This window comes from Actinomycetes bacterium (assembly GCA_036510875.1).
Lineage (GTDB): Bacteria > Actinomycetota > Actinomycetes > Prado026 > Prado026 > DATCDE01.
In genome coordinates this window covers 17,351-36,825 of record DATCDE010000110.1, presented here as the reverse complement: position 1 = coordinate 36,825, position 19,475 = coordinate 17,351, and the positions used below count along the sequence as shown (strand labels likewise).

The 19,475-nt window shown below is 72.9% G+C and carries 15 protein-coding genes and 1 pseudogene; 9 read left to right on the top strand and 7 right to left on the bottom strand.

The genetic code is table 11. The features are described from left to right. The first annotated feature begins 51 nt into the window (after window positions 1–51). Window positions 52–3,549, top strand: a complete 3,498-nt coding sequence (gene metH / locus VIM19_06405) for a methionine synthase (protein HEY5184528.1) — start codon at window positions 52–54, stop codon at window positions 3,547–3,549. Further along, window positions 3,546–4,202, top strand: coding sequence for an HAD family phosphatase (locus VIM19_06400; GenBank protein ID HEY5184527.1), 657 nt, complete (start codon window positions 3,546–3,548; stop codon window positions 4,200–4,202). The genes metH and VIM19_06400 overlap by 4 nt, the downstream gene beginning before the upstream one ends. A gap of 17 nt (window positions 4,203–4,219) precedes the next feature. On the opposite strand, the gene VIM19_06395 is transcribed toward VIM19_06400, so the two are convergent. From VIM19_06395 to VIM19_06385, 3 genes are all read right to left on the bottom strand, one after another. After that, window positions 4,220–6,751 carry an FtsX-like permease family protein gene (locus VIM19_06395; GenBank protein ID HEY5184526.1) on the bottom strand — a complete coding sequence of 844 codons (2,532 nt, stop codon included), beginning with the start codon at window positions 6,749–6,751 and terminating at the stop codon, window positions 4,220–4,222. 1 nt (window position 6,752) lies between these two features. Continuing rightward, a complete protein-coding gene (locus tag VIM19_06390; protein HEY5184525.1) occupies window positions 6,753–7,541 on the bottom strand; it encodes an ABC transporter ATP-binding protein in 789 nt (262 codons plus the stop codon). A 98-nt stretch (window positions 7,542–7,639) separates the two neighbouring features. After that, a complete protein-coding gene (locus VIM19_06385) occupies window positions 7,640–8,521 on the bottom strand; it encodes a PD-(D/E)XK nuclease family protein (protein ID HEY5184524.1) in 882 nt (293 codons plus the stop codon). Window positions 8,522–8,569: 48 nt separating this feature from the next. Here VIM19_06385 and VIM19_06380 point away from each other — a divergent pair, with 48 nt between their 5' ends. The 6 genes and pseudogenes from VIM19_06380 to dop all read left to right on the top strand — a co-directional run bounded on the left by VIM19_06380 (window position 8,570) and on the right by dop (window position 15,606). Beyond that, complete coding sequence (locus VIM19_06380) at window positions 8,570–9,718, top strand: site-2 protease family protein (protein ID HEY5184523.1); 1,149 nt, start codon at window positions 8,570–8,572, stop codon at window positions 9,716–9,718. 44 nt (window positions 9,719–9,762) lie between these two features. Continuing rightward, a complete protein-coding gene (locus VIM19_06375; GenBank protein ID HEY5184522.1) occupies window positions 9,763–10,641 on the top strand; it encodes a tRNA (adenine-N1)-methyltransferase in 879 nt (292 codons plus the stop codon). 99 nt (window positions 10,642–10,740) lie between these two features. Then, entirely contained in the window at window positions 10,741–11,283 is a 543-nt protein-coding gene (locus VIM19_06370) for a hypothetical protein (GenBank protein ID HEY5184521.1), read from the top strand. A 164-nt stretch (window positions 11,284–11,447) separates the two neighbouring features. Next, window positions 11,448–12,116 (top strand): CPBP family intramembrane glutamic endopeptidase, encoded by a 669-nt coding sequence (locus VIM19_06365; GenBank protein ID HEY5184520.1) that lies wholly within the window; start codon window positions 11,448–11,450, stop codon window positions 12,114–12,116. 259 nt (window positions 12,117–12,375) lie between these two features. Further along, a pseudogene (arc, locus tag VIM19_06360) lies at window positions 12,376–14,019 on the top strand (proteasome ATPase). Window positions 14,020–14,088: 69 nt separating this feature from the next. Continuing rightward, window positions 14,089–15,606, top strand: a complete 1,518-nt coding sequence (gene dop, locus VIM19_06355) for a depupylase/deamidase Dop (protein HEY5184519.1) — start codon at window positions 14,089–14,091, stop codon at window positions 15,604–15,606. On the opposite strand, the gene VIM19_06350 is transcribed toward dop, so the two are convergent. The 4 genes from VIM19_06350 to VIM19_06335 are packed head-to-tail and all read right to left on the bottom strand — an operon-like array spanning window position 15,590 to window position 18,832. Continuing rightward, window positions 15,590–15,832 (bottom strand): ferredoxin, encoded by a 243-nt coding sequence (locus VIM19_06350; protein HEY5184518.1) that lies wholly within the window; start codon window positions 15,830–15,832, stop codon window positions 15,590–15,592. The two genes, dop and VIM19_06350, sit on opposite strands and share 17 nt — an antisense overlap. Further along, entirely contained in the window at window positions 15,823–17,196 is a 1,374-nt protein-coding gene (locus VIM19_06345) for an NADH-ubiquinone oxidoreductase-F iron-sulfur binding region domain-containing protein (GenBank protein HEY5184517.1), read from the bottom strand. The genes VIM19_06350 and VIM19_06345 overlap by 10 nt, the downstream gene beginning before the upstream one ends. A 2-nt stretch (window positions 17,197–17,198) precedes the next feature. Beyond that, a complete protein-coding gene (locus tag VIM19_06340; protein HEY5184516.1) occupies window positions 17,199–17,903 on the bottom strand; it encodes a ferric reductase-like transmembrane domain-containing protein in 705 nt (234 codons plus the stop codon). Beyond that, the gene (locus VIM19_06335; GenBank protein ID HEY5184515.1) at window positions 17,900–18,832 is read right to left on the bottom strand and encodes an FAD:protein FMN transferase; all 933 of its coding nucleotides are present in this window, start codon (window positions 18,830–18,832) and stop codon (window positions 17,900–17,902) included. Before VIM19_06335 ends, VIM19_06340 begins: the two co-directional genes overlap by 4 nt. Here VIM19_06335 and VIM19_06330 point away from each other — a divergent pair. Beyond that, window positions 18,825–19,364, top strand: a complete 540-nt coding sequence (locus tag VIM19_06330; protein ID HEY5184514.1) for a hypothetical protein — start codon at window positions 18,825–18,827, stop codon at window positions 19,362–19,364. The genes VIM19_06335 and VIM19_06330 overlap by 8 nt on opposite strands. The last annotated feature ends 111 nt before the right edge of the window (window positions 19,365–19,475 follow it).

The window sequence follows — 19,475 nt, the reverse complement described above, 5'->3', positions numbered from 1 at the left end:
CGGCCGTACGCAGTCAGCCTACGTGGTCGCCCAGGTACCCTCATCGACATCATGACCGAGACCGCGCGGGGGCTTGCCGCTGGCCCGAGCGGGCTGCGCCGAGCACTGGCCGAGCGGGTCGTGGTCGCCGACGGGGCGATGGGGACCATGCTCCAGGCGCACGCGCTGAGCTTGGAGGACTTCGCGGGGCTCGAGGGCTGCAACGAGATCCTCAACGTGACCCGGCCGGACGTCGTCCGGTCGGTGCACGACGCGTTCCTTGAGGTCGGGGTCGACTGCGTCGAGTCCAACACCTTCGGTGCGAACCTGGCCAACCTGTCCGAGTACGGCATCCCCGAGCGGATCCGGGAGCTGGCCGAGGCCGGCGCCCGCATCGCCCGGGAGGCCGCGGACGCCTGGTCCACGCCCGGGCAGCCCCGCTACGTGCTGGGCTCGGTGGGCCCCGGCACCAAGCTGCCGACTCTGGGGCACATCACCTTCGCCGAGCTGCGCGACTCGTACGCCGACCAGGTGGCCGGGCTGTTGGACGGCGGCGTGGACGCGGTGCTCATCGAGACCGCCCAGGACCTGCTGCAGGCGAAGGCCGCGGTCATCGGGGCCAAGCGGGCCATCGCCGCCGCCGGCCACGACGTCCCGGTGCTCGTGCAGGTGACCGTCGAGACCACCGGCACCATGCTGCTCGGCACCGAGATCGGCGCGGCGCTCACCGCGCTGGAGCCGCTCGGGATCGACGCGATCGGCCTGAACTGCGCCACCGGCCCGGCCGAGATGAGTGAGCACCTGCGGCACCTGTCCAAGTACGGCCGCCCGCTGATCAGCTGCATGCCAAACGCCGGCCTGCCGGTGCTGACCGCCGACGGCGCGCACTACCCGTTGACGCCGGAGCAGCTGGCCGACGCCCACGACACGTTCACCCGCGAGTACGGGCTGTCCCTCGTCGGCGGCTGCTGCGGCACGACCCCCGAGCACCTGCGCGCCGTCGTCGAGCGGGTGCACGGCCGCCCGCTGACCCCTCGGGATCCGCGACCGGAGGCCGGGGTTGCCTCGCTGTACCAGGCGGTGCCGTTCGCCCAGGACACCTCCTACCTCTCGATCGGCGAGCGCACCAACGCCAATGGCTCCAGGGCGTTCCGCGACGCGATGCTTGAGGGCCGGTGGCAGGACTGCGTCGAGATCGCCCGCGAGCAGAACCGCGACGGTGCCCACCTGCTGGACCTGTGCATCGACTACGTCGGCCGGGACGGCGTGGCCGACATGCGGGCGCTGGCCGGACGGCTGGCCACGGCGTCCACCCTGCCGCTCGTCCTGGACTCCACCGAACCGGCCGTGCTGGAGGCGGGGCTGGAGATGATCGGCGGCCGCGCGGTGGTCAACTCGGTGAACTACGAGGACGGCGACGGCCCGGACTCGCGGATCCGCCGGATCATGCCGCTGGTCCGGGAGCACGGCGCGGCCGTCGTGGCGCTGACCATCGACGAGCAGGGCCAGGCCCGCACCGCGGACTGGAAGGTCGCGGTGGCCGACCGGCTGATCGTCGACCTGACCACCACCTGGGGGATGGCCGTCGAGGACATCATCGTCGACTGCCTCACCTTCCCCATCGCCACCGGCCAGGAGGAGACCCGTCGGGACGCCGTCGAGACCCTCGCAGCGATCCGGGAGGTCAAGCGCCGCTGGCCCGGGGTGCGCACCACGCTGGGGCTGTCGAACGTCTCGTTCGGGCTCAACCCGGCCGCCCGGCAGGTGCTCAACTCGGTGTTCCTCGCCGAGGCCGTCGAGGCGGGCCTGGACTCCGCGATCGTGCACGCCTCGAAGATCCTGCCGACGGCTCGCATCCCGCAGGAGCAGCTGCAGGTCGCCCTCGACCTCGTGCACGACCGCAGGCGGGAGGGCTACGACCCGCTGCAGCGCTTCTTGGAGCTGTTCGAGGGGGTGGACGCCACCGCGCTGCGCCAGTCCCGGGCCGAGGAGCTGGCCGCGCTGCCGCTGTTCGAGCGGCTGCAGCGGCGCATCGTCGACGGCGAGCGCACCGGTCTCGAGGCGGACCTCGACGCCGCGCTGGAGTCGCACTCCGCCCTCGACCTCGTCAACGACACCCTGCTGGCCGGGATGAAGACGGTCGGCGAGCTGTTCGGCTCCGGCCAGATGCAGCTGCCGTTCGTGCTGCAGTCGGCTGAGGTGATGAAGACCGCGGTCGGCTACCTCGAGCCGCACATGGACCGAACCGACGAGAGCGGCAAGGGCACCATCGTGCTGGCCACCGTCAAGGGCGACGTCCACGACATCGGCAAGAACCTGGTGGACATCATCCTGAGCAACAACGGCTTCCGGGTGGTCAACCTAGGCATCAAGCAGCCGGCCAGTGCGATCATCGCCGCTGCCGAGGAGGCGGACGCCGACCTGATCGGCATGTCCGGCCTGCTCGTGAAGTCGACCGTGGTCATGAAGGAGAACCTGTCGGAGCTGACCCAGCGCGGCCTGGCCTCCCGGTGGCCGGTACTGCTCGGCGGCGCGGCGCTCACCAGGGCCTACGTGGAGCAGGACCTGGCCGAGCAGTTCGACGGTGAGGTCCGCTACGCGCGGGACGCCTTCGAGGGGCTGCGGCTGATGGAGGCGTTCATGGCGCACCGACGCGGGCTCACTGACGCCCTGCCGCCGCGGCGCGAGCGCGTCGTCCGGTCGGTGGCCCGGCCGGACGAGACCCCGACCGACCAGCTGCCCGCCCGCTCCGACGTCGCCACCGACGTCCCCGTGCCGACCCCGCCGTTCCTCGGCAGCCAGGTGGTCAAGGGGATCGCGCTGGCCGAGTACGCCGCCTACCTCGACGAGCGGGCGCTGTTCCTGGGCCAGTGGGGCCTCAAGCCCGGCCGTGGCGAGGGCGGCGCCAGCTACGAGGAGCTGGTGGAGACGCAGGGCCGGCCCCGGCTGCGGATGTGGCTGGACCGGCTGCAGACCGAGGGCCTGCTCGAGGCCGCAGTGGCGTACGGGTACTTCCGCTGTGTCAGCGAGGGCGACGACCTGGTCGTGCTGTCTGACGACGGCGGCGCCGAGCGCCACCGGTTCGCCTTCCCGCGGCAGCGGCGGGACCGGCACCTGTGCCTGTCCGACTTCTTCCGGCACCGGGAGTCGGGGGAGACCGACGTGGTCGGCTTCACCGTGGTCACCATGGGCCGGCGGATCTCGGAGGCCACGGGTGAGCTGTTCGCCAAGAACGCCTACCGCGACTACGTCGAGCTGCACGGGCTGTCGGTGCAGCTGGCCGAGGCGCTGGCCGAGTACTGGCACGCGAGGATCCGGGCCGAGCTGGGCTTCGCCGCCGAGGACGCCGGCGACCTCGGCGCGATCCTGGACCAGGGCTACCGCGGCTCCCGGTACTCCTTCGGCTACCCGGCCTGCCCCGACCTGGAGGAGCAGGCCAAGGTGGTCGACCTGCTCCAGCCGGAGCGGATCGGGGTGACCCTGTCCGAGGAGTTCCAGCTGGCGCCCGAGCAGTCCACGTCGGCACTGGTCGTCCATCACCCTGAGGCCAAGTACTTCAACGCCCGATGAGCGGGCTGCAGGCGGTGCTGTTCGACATGGACGGGCTGCTCGTCGACACCGAGCACACCTGGTTCGTGGCCGAGCGCACCGTGATGGCCGAGCTTGGGGCGGACTGGGACGAAGCGGACCAGGCGCACACCGTGGGCGGGCCCATGGAGCGGGCCACGCGGTACATGGCCGAGAAGGCCGGCAGCGACCTGCCCTGGCAGGCGGTCGCCGGGCGGCTGATCGACGCGATGGCCGACCTGTTGGTGCACGGCGCCGACCACCGCCCCGGCGCTCAGGCGCTGCTCGACGACCTGGTGGCGGCCGGGGTGCCCTGCGCGCTGGTGTCGTCGTCCCCGCGCCGACTGGTCGACGCGGTGCTCGCGTCGGTGGGCGGGGACCACTTCACCACGACCATCGCGGGGGACGAGGTGCCGCGCACCAAGCCGAACCCGGACCCTTACCTGCAGGCGGCCCGGCACCTCGGCGTGCAGCCCAGCCGCTGCGTGGTCCTCGAGGACAGCCCGGTCGGCATCGCCGCGGCCGAGGCGGCCGGTTGCGTTGTCGTCGCCGTCCCGTTCGTCGTGCCGATCGAGCCGGGACCGCGCCGGCACGTCGTCGGCTCGCTCACCGAGCTGGACGCCGTCCGGCTGCGGACCCTGGTCGCCGGCGACTGAGCCCGCCCGTGGCCCGGCTACTCGGTGGTGACCGCCCGCAACACGTCCAGCCGGGCCGCGCGGCGGGCCGGCCACAGCGCCGCCAGCACCCCGACCAGCCCGGCGACCCCGAGGAACGCCACCAGCAGGACCCACGGAACGCTCAGCACGTTGATGCCCTGGTCGGCGATGGCCCGCTGCAGGGCCACCCCGAAGACCAGGCCGAGGACGATGCCGAGCAGCGCCCCGAACACTGCGATCACGACCGACTCGACCCGGATCATCCGCCGCAGCTGGCGGCGTGTGGTGCCGATCGCCCGCAGCAGCCCGATCTCGCGGGTCCGCTCGACCACCGACAGCACCAGGGTGTTGATGATGCCCAGCACCGCGATGAAGATCGCCAGCGCCAGCAGCGCGTAGATCAGCGAGAGCAGCTGGTTGATCTGGCCACGCACCTGCGCCTTGAACTCGGTTTGGTCCTGCACCTGCACGTTCGGGTACGCCGCGAGTGCGGCGTCGATCGCCGGCCGCAGCGAGGCCCCGTCGACCCCCGGGGCGGCCAGGGCGTACACCGTCGTGTCGACGTCCGGCCCCCCGGCGTCGTGGGCGGTCTGCAGCGACATGGCGTAGCCGCCGAAGCCGGTCTCGGCGTGGTAGATCGCGACGAGGGGCAGCGACTTGACGCCGCCCTGGAAGGTCACCTCGATGGCCTGGCCGAGCCGGTACCCCTTGGCCTTCGCCAGGTTGGTGTCGACCGCCAGGCCGCCGGTGCTCAACGCCCCGATCGAGCCCTCGGCCATGGACAGGTTGACCACCGTGAGCACGGTATGGGGGTCGACCGCGGTGCCGTTGACCCGCTGGCCGTCGACCATGGCGGGCACGGTCTGCACTCGGGAGACCGTCCCCACGCCCTGGACGCCGGCCAGCGCCTTGGCGACGTCCGGGCTGAACGGCTGGAAGCCGGTACCGGTCACCACGTAGTCCGCCTTGAGCACCTGGCCCAGGATGGCGTCGGTGGACGCCGTCGTCGACGCGCCGAGGATACCGAACGCGCTGACCAGGGCCAGGCCGATCATCAGCGCGGACGCCGTGGACGCGGTGCGTCGCGGGTTGCGCTGGGCGTTGAGCACGGCCAGCCGTCCGGTGGCCGAGCGCCGCCAGGGCGCCCCCAGGGCGCCGATCACGGGGGAGCTCAGCGCCGGGCTCAGCGTGATGGCGGCCACCAGGGTGAGCAGGGCGCCCAGCCCCACCAAGGAGGCCGCCAGGGAGCCGGACGCCGGGCCGCTCGCCACCAGGGCAGCCAGCCCGATGACCGCCATCGGGATGCCGGCCACCAGCCGGATCCGCAGTGAGCCGCCGAGCACGGTCACGTCATCGCGCAGCGCGGCCACCGGGGGCACCCGGGAGGCCCGCCGGGCCGGCAGGTACGCGGCCACCAAGGTGACGACCAGTCCCAGCAGGATGGACACGACCACCGTGCGGGGCTTCAGCTCGAGCCCACCGCCGGGGATGTCCAGGCCGATCACCTTGAACAGCGCGCGCAGCCCGAGGGCCAGCAGCACGCCCAGCAGCAGCCCGGTGACCCCGCCCAGGGTGCCCACGACGGCGGCCTCACCGAGCACCGAGCGGCGCACCTGGCGGCGGGTCGCGCCGACCGCCCGCAGCAGGGCCAGCTCACGGGAGCGCTGCGCGACCAGCATCGAGAAGGTGTTCAAGATGATGAAGGTGCCCACGAACAGGGCGACCAGGGCGAACACCAGCAGGAAGATGTTGATGAAGCGCAGCCCGTCGCTGATCGACTTGGCGCTCTCGTCGGTGACCTGTTGGCCGGTCTTGACCACCGTCTCGGTGGCCGGGAGGACCGCCCGGATCTGGGCGGCGAGGGTGTCCTGGGAGACGCCGGGCTTGGCCTTCACGTCGATCGACGTGAAGTGGCCCGGCTGCAGCAGCAGCTGCTGAGCGGTGACCGCGTCGAAGGCGGCGATCGAGGCACCGGCCAGGTTCCCGGTGCTGCCGTAGCGGAAGATCCCCACCACGGTCGCCTGGACCCGCGGGCCCGACGTGAGCAGGGTGGCCGTGTCGCCGACCTTGAGGAGGCCCTTGTCGGCACTCTGCGAGTCGATGGCCACCTCGCCGGACTTCACCGGACCGCGTCCGGACACCAGTCGCAGCGGGGACAGCTCGGGGTCGTCGCTCCAGTTCACGCCGAACGAGGGCGCGCCCGGCGTGCCGATCGCCTTGCCGTTGCTGCCGACGATGACCACGCCCGCGGTGAAGACCGAGCCCTCGGCCTTGGCCACACCGTCCACCCCGCGGACGGTGTCCAGCATGCTGGCGGGCAACGAGGCGGTCGTGCCCGCCCCGAAGCTCTCGGCGGTGGTGAACTCCGTCTTCGGGGTGACCGTCACGTCGGTGGAGACCTGGGTGAACAGGTCGTTGAAGGTCTTCTGCAGGGTGTCGGTGAACACCAGCGTGCCGGACACGAACGCGACGCCCAGGACGACGGCGGCCCCGGACAGCAGCAGCCGCAGCTTGTGCGACCACAACGTGCGCAAAGTGGCGCGGAGCACGTCAGACCCCCGGTGGGGGGGCCGCCGAGGCGGCCGGCTGACCACCGTCGAAGCGGCGCATCCGGCTCAGCACACGGTCGGCGGTCGGGTCGAGCATCTCCTCGACGATTCGGCCGTCGGCCAGGAACAGCACCCGGTCCGCGTAGGCGGCGGCGTTCGGGTCGTGCGTGACCATGACCACGGTCTGGCCGAGGTCGTCGACCGAGGAGCGCAGGAAGCCGAGCACCTCGGCGCCGGAGTGCGAGTCGAGGTTCCCGGTCGGCTCGTCGGCGAAGATGACGTCCGGGCGGGAGGCCAGCGCGCGGGCCACGGCCACCCGCTGCTGCTGCCCGCCGGACAGCTGGGTGGGCTTGTGCCGCAGCCGGTCCCGCAGGCTCACCGTGTCGATGACCTGGTCCAGCCAGGCCTGGTCCGGCTTGTGCCCGGCGATGTCCATCGGCAGCGTGATGTTCTCCAGCGCCGTGAGGGTCGGCAGCAGGTTGAAGCTCTGGAAGACGAAGCCAACCTTGTCCCGGCGCAGCTTGGTGAGGTCGTCGTCGCCCAGCGTGGTGAGGTCGGCGTCCCCGATGAACACCTGGCCGCTGGACGCCGAGTCGAGGCCGGCCAGGCAGTGCATGAGGGTGGACTTGCCGGAGCCGGACGGCCCCATGATGGCGGTGTAGCGGGACCGCTCGAGGGCCACGCTGACGTCGTCCAGGGCGACGACGCGGGTGTCACCCTCGCCGTACACCTTGCTGAGGTGCTCCGCCCGGGCCGCACTGGTGGCGGTCGCGGCGGTCGCGGCGGACAGGGGCTGCGGCTGGTTCGTCTGGTCAGTCACGATGCCGAGCCTAGGGCCGTGGGACGGTCCAGCTCCTCAGGGATATTCCGGACTGGACCCTGATCCGGTCAGACTTCGTCGACCGGGGTCCGCGGCGAGGGCAGCTCGGCGTCGGAGTCCACGGGGGTGTCCGGCACCGGCAGCGGCGGCGGGGTGCCCCCGAACTCCGGGCACAGGGCCCGGTGGGCGCACCAGTCGCACAGCCGGGACGGGCTGGGGCGCCAGTCGCCGGTCTCGGCCGCCTTGCTGATGGCGGCCCACACCGCGTGCAGTTTGCGCTCGGTGGCCATCAGGTTGCCCTCGTCCGGCTCGTAGCGCAGCACCTCGCCGCTGCCCAGGTACAGCAGCTGCAGCAGCCGCGGCACCACCCCGCGGGTGCGCCACAGCACCAGCGCGTAGAAGCGCATCTGGAACAGGGCCTTGGCCTCGAAGCCGGCCTTCGGGGCCTTCCCGGTCTTGTAGTCGACCACCCGCAGGTCACCGCTCGGCGCGACGTCGAGCCGGTCCACATAGCCGCGCAGAGTCAGCCCCGACGGCAGTGTCGCCTCGACGTACAGCTCGCGCTCGGCGGGCTCCAGCCGGCTCGGGTCCTCCAGCTCGAAGTAGCTGCCCAGCAGCCGCTCGGCGCCGGCCAGGAACTCGGCCAGCGCGGGGTCCGCGTCGGCGCCGTCGAACAGCGCGCCGAGCTCGGGCTCGGACTCGAGCAGCCGCTGCCACTGCGGACCGAGCATGGCGCTGGCCTGCTCGAGGGTGCGCTCCACCGCGGGCAGGTCGAACAACCGCTCCAGGACGGCGTGCACCACGGTGCCGCGGGTGGCCGCCGCGCTCGGCGGCTCCGGCAACCGGTCGACCACCCGGAACCGGTAGAGCAGGGGGCAGGTCAGGAAGTCCGCCGTCCGGGACGGGGACAGCGCCACCGGGGCCAGCCCCAGGACGTCGGTCGAGGTCATGCGGCGAGCGTAGGCGACCCCACCGACAGGTCCGACTAACATCAAGAGATGAGCACCGACGGCGGGAGCGGGACACCGCAGGCGCCGCAGCGGGCCCAGGGCGTCAAGGTGGGGTCCTTCCTGGGCATCCCCATCTACGCGAACGTGTCGCTGTTCGTCACCGCCGGGCTGCTGGCGTTGGCGTTCCTGCCCAGCATCCAGAACTACGACCCGAGCATCGGGTCGACCAAGTACCTGGTCGCGATCATGTTCGCCGCGCTGCTCTACCTGTCCATCCTCATCCACGAGGTGGCCCACGCGGCGGTGGCCAGGGCTTTCGGCCTGCCGGTCAGCTCGATCACGCTGTACATGCTGGGCGGCGTCACGGCGCTGGACCGCAAGGCCCCGACCCCGGGCCGGGACTTCGCCATCTCGGGGGCCGGACCGGCCGCCACCCTGCTGCTGGCCGGGTTCGGGATGGTCGGGCTGACCGTGACCTCGTCGGGGCAGCTGGCCCACCTGCTGCTGTTCCAGCTGACCGCGGCCAACCTGTTCGTCGGGGTGTACAACCTGCTGCCTGGCCTGCCCCTGGACGGCGGCAGCATGCTGGCCGCCGTCGTCTGGAAGATCTCCGGCCGGGAGCTCACCGGCAGCATCGTGGCCAGCTGGGCCGGTCGCGTGGTGGCGCTGCTCACGGCCCTGCTGCCGTTCCTGCTGGCCTGGCTGTCCGGCACCGCGCCGGACACGTTCCTCTTGGTCTGGGCCGCGGTGATCGCGGTGTTCCTGTGGACCGGGTCCACGCAGTCGCTGCGGGCGGCCAAGGTCAGGGCCCGGCTGCCCGCGCTCACCGTGCGGGGGCTGGTGCGCTCCGCGCTCCCGGTGACCGCTGACATGCCGCTCGCGGAGGCGCTGCGCCGGCTCGCGGAGTCCGGGGCGGCCGCCCTCGTCGTGACCGACAGCGAGCAGCGGCCCACGGGCCTGGTCAGCGAGGCCGCGGTCGCGGCCACCCCGCAGGAGCGGCGCCCCTGGGTGAACGTCGGAACGGTGGCCCGACGGCTCGAGCCGGGCCTGGTGCTGCGGACCGATCTGAGCGGGGAAGACGTGATCACCGCGCTGCAGCACACCCCCGCGACCGAGTACCTCGTGCAGGACCCGGACGGCCGGGTCCAGGGCGTGCTGTCCGCCGCCGACGTGCAGCGCGCGTTCAGCGGGGTCTAGCCACTGGTCGGGACGGCGGCCGGGGGTCGGTAGCCTTGGCGCCCGTGACCCAGCCCACCGGAGCCGCGCAGCGCGGACCGTTCCAGGCCGGGGACCGGGTCCAGCTGACCGACCCGAAGGGCCGCAAGCACACCGTCGTGCTGGAGCCGGGCCGGGAGTTCCACACCCACAAGGGCGCGATCGCGCACGACGAGCTCATCGGCGCGCCGTCCGCCACCGTGGTCCGGTCCACCGGCGGGGTGGAGTACCTGGCGCTGCGGCCGCTGTACGCCGACTTCGTGCTGGCCATGCCGCGCGGGGCGGCGGTGGTCTACCCCAAGGACGCCGCCCAGATCGTCACCCTGGCCGACGTGTTCCCCGGCGCGCGGGTGGTCGAGGCCGGGGTCGGCTCCGGCGCGCTGACCTGCGCGCTGCTGCGTGCCGTGGGGGACACCGGCCTGGTGTCCTCGTACGAGCGGCGCGAGGACTTCGCGGCGATCGCGCGCCGCAACGTGGAGACGTTCTTCGGCCAGCCGCACCCGGCCTGGACGCTCACGGTGGGGGACCTGCAGGACGCGCTCGCCGACCGGGAGGTCGACCGGGCGGTGCTCGACATGCTCGCACCCTGGGAGTGCCTGGACGCCGTGGCGACCGCGCTGGTCCCCGGCGGCGTGCTCATCGGCTACGTCGCCACCGTGACCCAGCTGTCGACCCTCGTGGAGGCGCTGCGGGCCGACGGCCGGTTCACCGAGCCGGCGTCCTGGGAGTCGCTCGTGCGCACCTGGCACGTGGAGGGGCTGGCCGTGCGGCCGGACCACCGGATGATCGGGCACACCGGGTTCCTGGTGCAGACCCGGCGGCTGGCCGACGGCGTGACGCCGCCCGCCGTCCGCCGGCGTCCGGCCAAGGCGGCGGCCCAAGCGGCGGCCCAAGTGCAGGAATAGCGCCCGACACGCCCGGACGGCACGCCGGTGGCTTCGGACGTCTACGGGTGGCGGGTACCGTCGGCATGCCGGATTTCTCCCATACGCCCGATTGGTCCCATGAGCACTGGTCGCCGCCGCACCGTCCCCCTGGCCGCCGCCGTGGCTACGGTCGCGGCCGCCGCCGCCATCGGCTCGATCGGCTTCTTCCACCCGGGCCGGGTCGCCGCCAGTGCGCGGGGCAGCACCGGCGGGACCGTGGCCGCCGCGCGGGCCAGCGGGCTGATCGCGGTACCGGTCGACCAGCTGCGCAAGGACCTGGACTGCCCTGCCTACGTGGGCGTGGTGATCGACAGCGAGGTACCCCTGGGCGCCGGGCCGACGGCCGGTGCGGTGGTCACCGGGCACTGCGACGCGCCGGCCGGGAACCCGCCGTCCGGGGTGTACGCCGTGCTGCCCTCGCCGGCCGGTCCCACTGTGCGCTCGGTGCTCGTGGACCCGGCCCAGGAGGTCCTGGTCACCGGGGTGAGCGTGCAGCGGGACGTGCTGCGCGTGCGGGGCCGGACGTACTCCTCGCACGCAGTGCCGCTGTGCTGCCCCGACCGGCCCTATGCGCGCAGCTGGGCGGTGGCCTTAGCCGGCCGGCTCACGCCCGCCGGCTAAGGGCGAACCGCTGCGGTCGTCCGGAGCGGTCCCGCCACGCCGACGATTGGTCCCGCCATGAGGGGGGCTGGCACACTTGAGAGGTGCTGGCTGAGCTCGAGCGTCCCCTCGCGCAGCCCCCAACCCCCCTTCGTCACAGGCCGGCGGCTGCCGCCACTGTGGCCGTGCTGCTGGTGATGCTGGGGGTGAACGTAGCTGTTCACCTCGGGTGGGGCTCGTTGTGGCTCGGGCCGCTCGTCGCCGTCGTGCTCGTCGGCTTCGCCCGCCGGACCGGCCTGAGCTGGTCGCAGCTGGGGTTGGGCCGGGACCGGGTCGGCTCGGGGGTCCGCTGGGCCCTCACCGCCATCAGCATCGTGGGCGCCGCCTACCTGGTCGGGGTGCTGCTGCCGCAGACCCGGACGGCCTTCCTGGACGCGCGGTACCACCTCGCCGTCACGGGCGCCCTGATGTCCGCGTTCGTGGTCATCCCGCTCGGCACGGTCCTGATGGAGGAGATCGCCTTCCGGTCCGTGCTGTGGGGGATGCTGGGACGGCACATGACGACGTGGCGCGTGCTGGTCACGACGTCGGCGCTGTTCGGGCTGTGGCACATCCTCCCGTCGCTGCACCTCGCCTCGGCCAACCAGGGCATGTCCGACGCCGTCCATGGAGCGGGCGCATCGGCGACCCTGCTGGTCGTCGCGGGCACCGTGGCCTTCACCGCGCTGGGCGGGGTGGCCGCCGGTGAGCTGAGGCGCCGCAGCGGCCACCTGCTGGCCAGCGCCGGCATGCACTGGGCGACCAACGCGCTGGGCGTGCTGTTCGGTCTGGTCGCCTGGCGGCTCGCAGGCTGATCCGGCTCGGTCTCGACCCTGGATCGCGTACTCACGCGCTTTGGTGTGCCGGCACACCTGCCGATGAAAGCCGCCAAGGACCATGCTGGGACGGTGCGGTCGACGGCTGACACCTGGCCGCCACGCGACCGACCTGCGGCAGGATCGAAGCGCACGACATGCTGACCGGAGCGGCGATCGACCGGGTGGAAGCCCGATAGGGTCGAGCCGACCGCAACGGCGGGAGGTGAGCACGATGTCGACCTACGACGATGACGCTCGGGCCTCGCGACTGCGTGCCCTGGAAGAGCGACTGACCGCACGAGAGGCCGAGCTCGCGCAGGCCGGCGCCCAGAACCAGCGGCTGACTGCCACCTTGCGCGAGGCGCGCGACCAGATCGTCGCCCTCAAGGAGGAGATCGACCGGCTGGCCCAGCCGCCGTCCGGGTTCGGGGTGTTCCTCGCCCGGCACGACGACGGCACCCTCGACATCTTCACCGGCGGGCGCAAGCTGCGAGTCGCCGTGAGCCCCGAGGTCGACGCCGGGGCGCTGCGCCGCGGCCAGGAGCTCATGCTCAACGAGGCCATGAACGTCGTCCGGGCGATGGAGTTCGAGAGGCTCGGCGAGGTCGTCATGCTCAAGGAGCTGCTCCCGGACGGCGAGCGGGCGCTGGTCATCGGGCGGGCCGACGAGGAGCGCGTCGTCCAGCTGGCCGACACCCTTGCCGACCAGCCGCTGCGGGCCGGCGACTCGCTGCTGCTGGAACCGCGGTCGGGGTACGTGTACGAGCGGGTGCCGAAGTCCGAGGTCGAGGAGCTCGTCCTCGAAGAGGTCCCGGACATCGACTACAGCGGCATCGGTGGGCTGGCCGAGCAGATCGAGGCCATCCGGGACGCCGTCGAGCTGCCCTACCTGCACCCCGACCTGTTCCGCGAGCACCAGCTGCGCCCGCCCAAGGGCATCCTGCTGTACGGCCCGCCCGGCTGCGGCAAGACGCTGATCGCCAAGGCGGTCGCCAACTCGCTGGCCAAGAAGGTCGCCGAGCGAACCGGCCGGGCCGAGGGGAAGTCGTACTTCCTCAACATCAAGGGCCCCGAGCTGCTGAACAAGTACGTGGGGGAGACCGAGCGGCACATCCGGCTGGTCTTCCAGCGGGCCAGGGAGAAGGCCAGCGAGGGCACGCCGGTCATCGTCTTCTTCGACGAGATGGACTCGCTGTTCCGGACCCGTGGCTCGGGGGTGTCCTCCGACGTCGAGAACACCATCGTGCCCCAGCTGCTGTCCGAGATCGACGGCGTGGAGAGCCTGGAGAACGTCATCGTCATCGGCGCGTCCAACCGCGAAGACATGATCGACCCGGCCATCCTGCGGCCCGGCCGGTTGGACGTGAAGATCAAGATCGAGCGGCCGGACGCCGAGGCGGCCCGGGACATCTTCAGCAAGTACCTGACCCCGGACCTGCCCCTGCACGCTGACGACCTGGCCGAGCACGAGGGATCGCGGGACGCCACGGTGGCCGGGATGATCCAGCGCGCGATCGAGAAGATCTACGACGAGGCGGAGGAGAACCAGTTCCTCGAGGTCACCTACGCCGGGGGCGACAAGGAGACCCTGTACTTCAAGGACTTCAACTCCGGCGCCATGATCGAGAACATCGTCATGCGGGCCAAGAAGATGGCGATCAAGGACTTCCTGGACCGCAACCAGCGGGGCATCCGGGTGCAGCACCTGCTCGAGGCCTGCATCGACGAGTTCAAGGAGAACGAGGACCTGCCGAACACCACCAACCCAGACGACTGGGCCCGCATCTCGGGCAAGAAGGGCGAGCGGATCGTGTTCATCCGCACCCTCGTCCAGGGCAAGAAGGGCCCCGAGGCCGGCCGCTCCATCGACACCGTGGCCAACACCGGCCAGTACCTGTAGGGCGCAAGTTGACCGTGTGAGGCGTGCGGACGGCACCAAACAGGGTCAACCTCGGCCTACCCTCGGGGAATGACGTCGCGGCGGGTCATGGGGATCGAGACCGAGTACGGCATCTCGGCGCCGGGGCAGAGCGGGGCCAACCCGATGCTCACCTCGTCGCAGGTCGTCAACGCCTACGCGCTGGACGCCGGCCGGACCCGCCGGGCCCGGTGGGACTTCGAGGAGGAGAACCCGCTGCGCGACGCGCGCGGGTTCGACCTGGCCCGCGAGGCCGCCGACGCCAGCCAGCTGACCGACGAGGACCTCGGCCTGGCCAACGTCATCCTCACCAACGGCGCTCGGCTGTACGTCGACCACGCCCACCCCGAGTACTCCTCGCCCGAGGTGACCAACCCGCGCGACGCCGTCCGCTGGGACAAGGCCGGCGAGGTCATCATGGCCAAGGCGGCCACCTTGGCGGCCCAGTTGCCCGGCGGCCAGCCGCTGGTCCTGTACAAGAACAACACCGACAACAAGGGCGCCTCCTACGGCACGCACGAGAACTACCTGATGTCCCGGCAGACCCCGTTCCCGGAGATCGTCCGGCACCTGACCCCGTTCTTCGTGTCCCGCCAGGTGGTCTGCGGCTCCGGCCGGGTCGGGATCGGCCAGGACGGCGCCGAGCACGGGTTCCAGCTCAGCCAGCGGGCCGACTACTTCGAGGTGGAGGTCGGCCTGGAGACCACGCTCAAGCGGCCGATCATCAACACCCGCGACGAGCCGCACGCCGACGCCGACAAGTACCGCCGACTGCACGTGATCATCGGCGACGCGAACCTGTCCGAGCTGTCCACCTACCTCAAGTTGGGCACCACCGCGCTGGTGCTGTCCATGATCGAGGACCGCTGGCTGGACGGCGCGGACCTCACCCCGGCCCGTCCGGTGGCGGAGCTGCACGCCGTCTCCCACGACCCGACCCTGCGCCACCTGGTGACCCTGCGCGACGGCCGCAAGCTCACCGGTCTCCAGCTGCAGCTGGAGTACCTGGACCAGGCCCGCAAGTACGTCGAGGACCGGTACGGCGCCGACGCCGACGACGACACCGTCGACGTCCTGGAGCGGTGGGAGTCGGTGCTCACCCGGCTGGCCACCGACCCGTCCACACTGGCCACCGAGCTGGACTGGGTGGCCAAGCTGCAGCTGCTCGAGGCCTACCGCGACCGGGACGGGCTGGGGTGGGACAGCGCCCGGCTGCAGGCCGTGGACCTGCAGTACAGCGACGTGCGTCCGGACAAGGGGCTGTACCACCGGCTGCTCGCCCGCGGGCGCATGCAGCGGCTGCACCCCGAGGAATTGGTGGTGGCAGCCGTGGACCGGGCCCCTGAGGACACCCGGGCCTACTTCCGCGGGGAGTGCCTGCGCCGCTATGCGGGCGATGTCGCGGCGGCGTCCTGGGACTCGGTCATCTTCGACCTGCCCGGCGTCAACTCGCTGCAGCGGGTACCCACGCTGGAGCCGCTGCGCGGCACTCGTGCCCACGTGGGGGCGCTGCTCGACGCCAGCCCGACGGCCGCTGACCTGCTGCGCACGCTCACCGGGTCCGGGTGAGGCGCAGAGCCAGTACCGGGCAGGCCGCCTTGGCCCGGTTGGCCAGGAACTCCAGGTGCGGCGGGACCGGGCCCCTGATGATCGGGTAGCCCCAGTCGTCCAGGCTGACCACCTCCGGCAGCAGCTCGGCGCACAGCCCGTGCGCCTCGCACTTGATCCAGTCGACGACCAGCTGGGGCCCGGCCGGCCCGGACCACTGGCCCTTCGCGTCGGCGTTCAGCGCCACAGCGCGCCGTCCAGCCGCGCGACCGAGTCCGGAGCAGGCAGCGGCAGGTAGCCCAGGTAGGGCACCGTGCGCGCCGCCTCGCAGGGCCGGCCGTCGGCGTGCGCGGCCACGTCGTCGGCGAAGTGGGTGAGCAGCGAGCGCACCAGCGCGGCCACCCCGTCCGGGTGGTGGCAGGCGCCACGGCCGTCGACCATGCCGGCCCACCGGGCCAGCCGGGCCGGCAGCTCGGTCGCCCGGACCGCCCGGCCGACCTCGCCGGCCAGCTGGCGCAGCCCGGCCGACAGCGCCGGGAGCCCGTTCAGGCACGGCCCGCACTGCCCCGCACTCTCCCCGGCCAGCCAGCCGACCAGCCGGGCCGTCTCGACGACGACGCAGCGGTCCGCGGGCAGCACGCCCACCAGCCCCACCCCGGGGGCCAGCCCCACCGAGCGCAGCCCGGCCCGCGAGTAGGGCACCGGCCAGGCCTCGGTCGGCCGCAGCCAGCCGCCGGCGTAGCCGCCGACCAGCACGGCCGCGGGCGGCGCGGTGAGCGCGCCGACGGCGTGCACCAGGGCCCCGAGGGTGGTCCCGGCTGCGGCCTCGAGGACGCCGGGAGAGCGGACCGCCCCAAACACGGTGATCAGCAGGGTGCCCGGCTCCTCCGGGGTGCCCACCTGGTGGAACCAGTCGGCGCCGTGCCGGGCGATGAGCGCGGCATGGGCCAGCGTCTCGGCGTTGGAGACCAGGGTGGGGCGCCCGCTCACGCCGCGCTCAGACACCCGCGGGGGCGTCGTCTGCGGCCGCGCCTCGCCACCGGAAAGGTGTCGGGCCAGAGCCGAGGCCTCGCCGGCCACGTAGCGTGCCGGGCCCACGACGACTCGAACGGGCTGCCGCACCATCCCGCGGTCGTCCCGCTCCGCGACGGCCCGTTCGACGGCGGTCCGCGACCCGCTGGGCCCGCCGCCGTGCCCGCGGTGCAGCCACACGATGATCTCGCGGGCCCGCACGGCGTCGGCCACCACCTGGGCGCCGTCCAGTACCAGGTGCGGCGCCTTGGCCAGCAGCACCGAGTCCTTGCGGGACGCCGGCTCGCTCTCCGCACCGTTGACCACGAGCACCGGACGGCGGGTCAGGCCGGATGCCGAGCGGACGGCGCGAATCTTGGCAGCCAGGGGGTACCCGCCACCACCGCGCCCGGTGAGCCCGGCCGCCTCCAGCTCGGCGATGACGGACGGCTCGCCGCGGCGGTGCGCCCGGGGCTCGGGCAACAGCCCGTGCACCCGCAGGTGGCCGCCGATGTCCAGGACCCGACCGTCGGCCGGCAGGCCGGCCAGCAGCCGGGCGGTGAACGTCCCCGTCGCCGGCCCGGCGGAGGTGGCCGTCACCGTCACTTAGCCGATCCCGTGCTGGACGACGGGAGAGGGGTGCCGGCCCGGTGCGACCAGCCCGCCGCGAGTGGCCCCTGGCGGGTCCACAGCACCAGCCCGATGAGCAGCAGGGGCAGTGAGACCATGGCGGCCAGCCGGGCCGCCCCGAGCCGGCCGGGGGCGTCCAGCAGCCGCGCCACGACGGCCAGCAGGACCGCGACCACGCAGCCGAGCGTCACGATGAGCACACTCGGCCGGCGGGCGTCGGTGCCGGTGCCCAGCGCGTGCAGGACCATGAGCGGCCACGCGGCGTAGACGCCGTAGTGGATGACCAGCCAGGTCCGGTGGCCGATCCGGTGCCGCAGCAGGCTGGTGATGACGACCGCCAGCAGGATGTCGAGCGCCAGGGTGCCCAGCCCGAGCCACCGCGGCCGGTAGGTGCCCACGAAGGGGACCACCGCATCGGTCCAGGTGATCACCACGTAGTTGTCGAGCACCGCAGTGGCGACATGCGCGAACAGCAGCGCCATCGAGAACAGGCTGATCCGCCGGTGCAGGTCGTTGGAGACGAACCGGGGCACCCAGCGGCCGGCCTGCCCGGCCCGGCTGGCGATGCCCAGCGCGGTCGAGATCGTGTAGACGACGAGCAGCACCAGCCCGCTCGCGCGCAGCACGAACCAGGCCAGCTGCGGGTCGGTCTGGACGCCGACCAGGCCGGATCTCATCCTGTTCCTTCGGCTGGCCAGCCGCCGATCTCCAGCACCGAGCCGTCGACGGCGACCAGCCGGGCCGGCAGCCCGGTGGACCGCAGCCAGGCCAGCCCGGCCGCGCCCTTGACGATGGTGGCGGTCGAGGCGATGTTGGCGTCCACGCAGGTGGCGGCGCTCACGGACACGGTCCGCCAGGACTCCCGGACCGGCAGGCCGGTGACCGGGTCGAGCAGGTGGTGGACCGGTTGGCCGGCCATCCGCCAGTGCCGGACCCGGGTGGACGACGTGGCCAGGCCGCCATCCTCGATCTGCACCAGCTGAGCCGCCGAGTCGCCCCCCTCGCTCACCTCGACCACCCACGGCTGACCGGGGACGGTGCCCCGGACGGCGAGGTCGCCGAGCAGCTCCACGAGCACCGGGACCCCGAACCGGCGCTGCACCGCGTCGGCGGCCCGGTCGGCGGCCAGCGCCTTCGCGGTCGCACCCAGGTCGAGCAGCACGCCCGGGGGCACCCGCACCGTCCCAGCTGCGGCATCGACCTCCACGTCGCGCCAGGAGACGGTGCGCCGCACCGGCGCGATCGCGGCGGCACGGTCGGCCGGTACGGCGGCGAAGTCCCGGTCGAAGCCGACCGCCACGAGCGCCCCGCCCAGGGTGGAGTCGACCGCGCCGTCGGTCAGCGCCGAGGCCCGCAGCGCCACCTGCAGCGCCTGCAGGAGCACGGGGGAGACGGGGACGGCCCGGCCTCCGGCCGCGGCCAGCGCGGCGACCTCGGAGTCGGTACGAAACCGACTGGCCGCCCCGTCGATCGCGGCGACCTCGGCCTCGGTGATCGCGCGGGCCGCGGCCAGCACGTCGGAATCGTCGGACTCCGCACGGACGACGACCCGTGCGGTCCCGCTCCACAACGGCCAGTCAGTGGTGAGCTCAACCACCGTGGCCACTATTCACCCTCCCGATGGCTTCGTCGAGGCGCTCGGGGCGGGGGCAGGCGGCGGTGTGGTGGCCACCGGCTTCGGGGTGGGAGCCGGCGGCGGAGCGGCCGGCTGGGTCACCGGCTGCGGGGCCTGGGTGCCCGGCGCTGCGGCGGATTTGGTCGGAGGCGCCGGCGCGGTTGTCGGGGTGCCCGCCTTCGCGGCCGGCTGGCTGGCCGTCCTGGCCGCCGGCGTCGAGCCCGCGGTCACCTTGGTGGTCTGGGTGGTCGTCCGAGCGGCCGCCTGCGCCGCTGCGGTGGCTGCCGCGGCCGTCCCGGCAGCCGGGGCCTTGGCCGTGGTGGCGCCGGTGGGGCGCACAGCGGCGGGGGCGAGCGCGCCCGGCGCGCCACCCTGGGCGGCTGGCGCGGCCGCGGCGGCCTGGTCAGCGGTGACTGCTATGGGGGCCGCCGCAGAGGTCGGTCCGGCGAAGGCGGCGGCGACCGCCCCGGTGGCCACGATGGATCCGGCGACGAAGCTCGCAGTCAGGGCGTCGACGACGTGAACCGCATGGTCGCGACGGCGAGGGGTGGACTTCATGGAACGACGGTCCCTTCTCGCGTGCTAAGCGGCCGCGAGCCGCTGGATAACCCCCGGCTAAGAAGATCGGCGCGCG

Bases quoted from the DNA above. Each gene is read 5' to 3' on its own strand.
- metH (HEY5184528.1), top strand. From the start codon at position 52: ATGACCGAGACCGCGCGGGGGCTTGCCGCTGGCCCGAGCGGGCTGCGC.
- VIM19_06400 (HEY5184527.1), top strand. From the start codon at position 3,546: ATGAGCGGGCTGCAGGCGGTGCTGTTCGACATGGACGGGCTGCTCGTC.
- VIM19_06385 (HEY5184524.1), bottom strand. From the start codon at position 8,521: ATGACCTCGACCGACGTCCTGGGGCTGGCCCCGGTGGCGCTGTCCCCG.
- VIM19_06380 (HEY5184523.1), top strand. From the start codon at position 8,570: ATGAGCACCGACGGCGGGAGCGGGACACCGCAGGCGCCGCAGCGGGCC.
- VIM19_06370 (HEY5184521.1), top strand. From the start codon at position 10,741: ATGAGCACTGGTCGCCGCCGCACCGTCCCCCTGGCCGCCGCCGTGGCT.
- dop (HEY5184519.1), top strand. From the start codon at position 14,089: ATGACGTCGCGGCGGGTCATGGGGATCGAGACCGAGTACGGCATCTCG.
- VIM19_06340 (HEY5184516.1), bottom strand. From the start codon at position 17,903: ATGAGATCCGGCCTGGTCGGCGTCCAGACCGACCCGCAGCTGGCCTGG.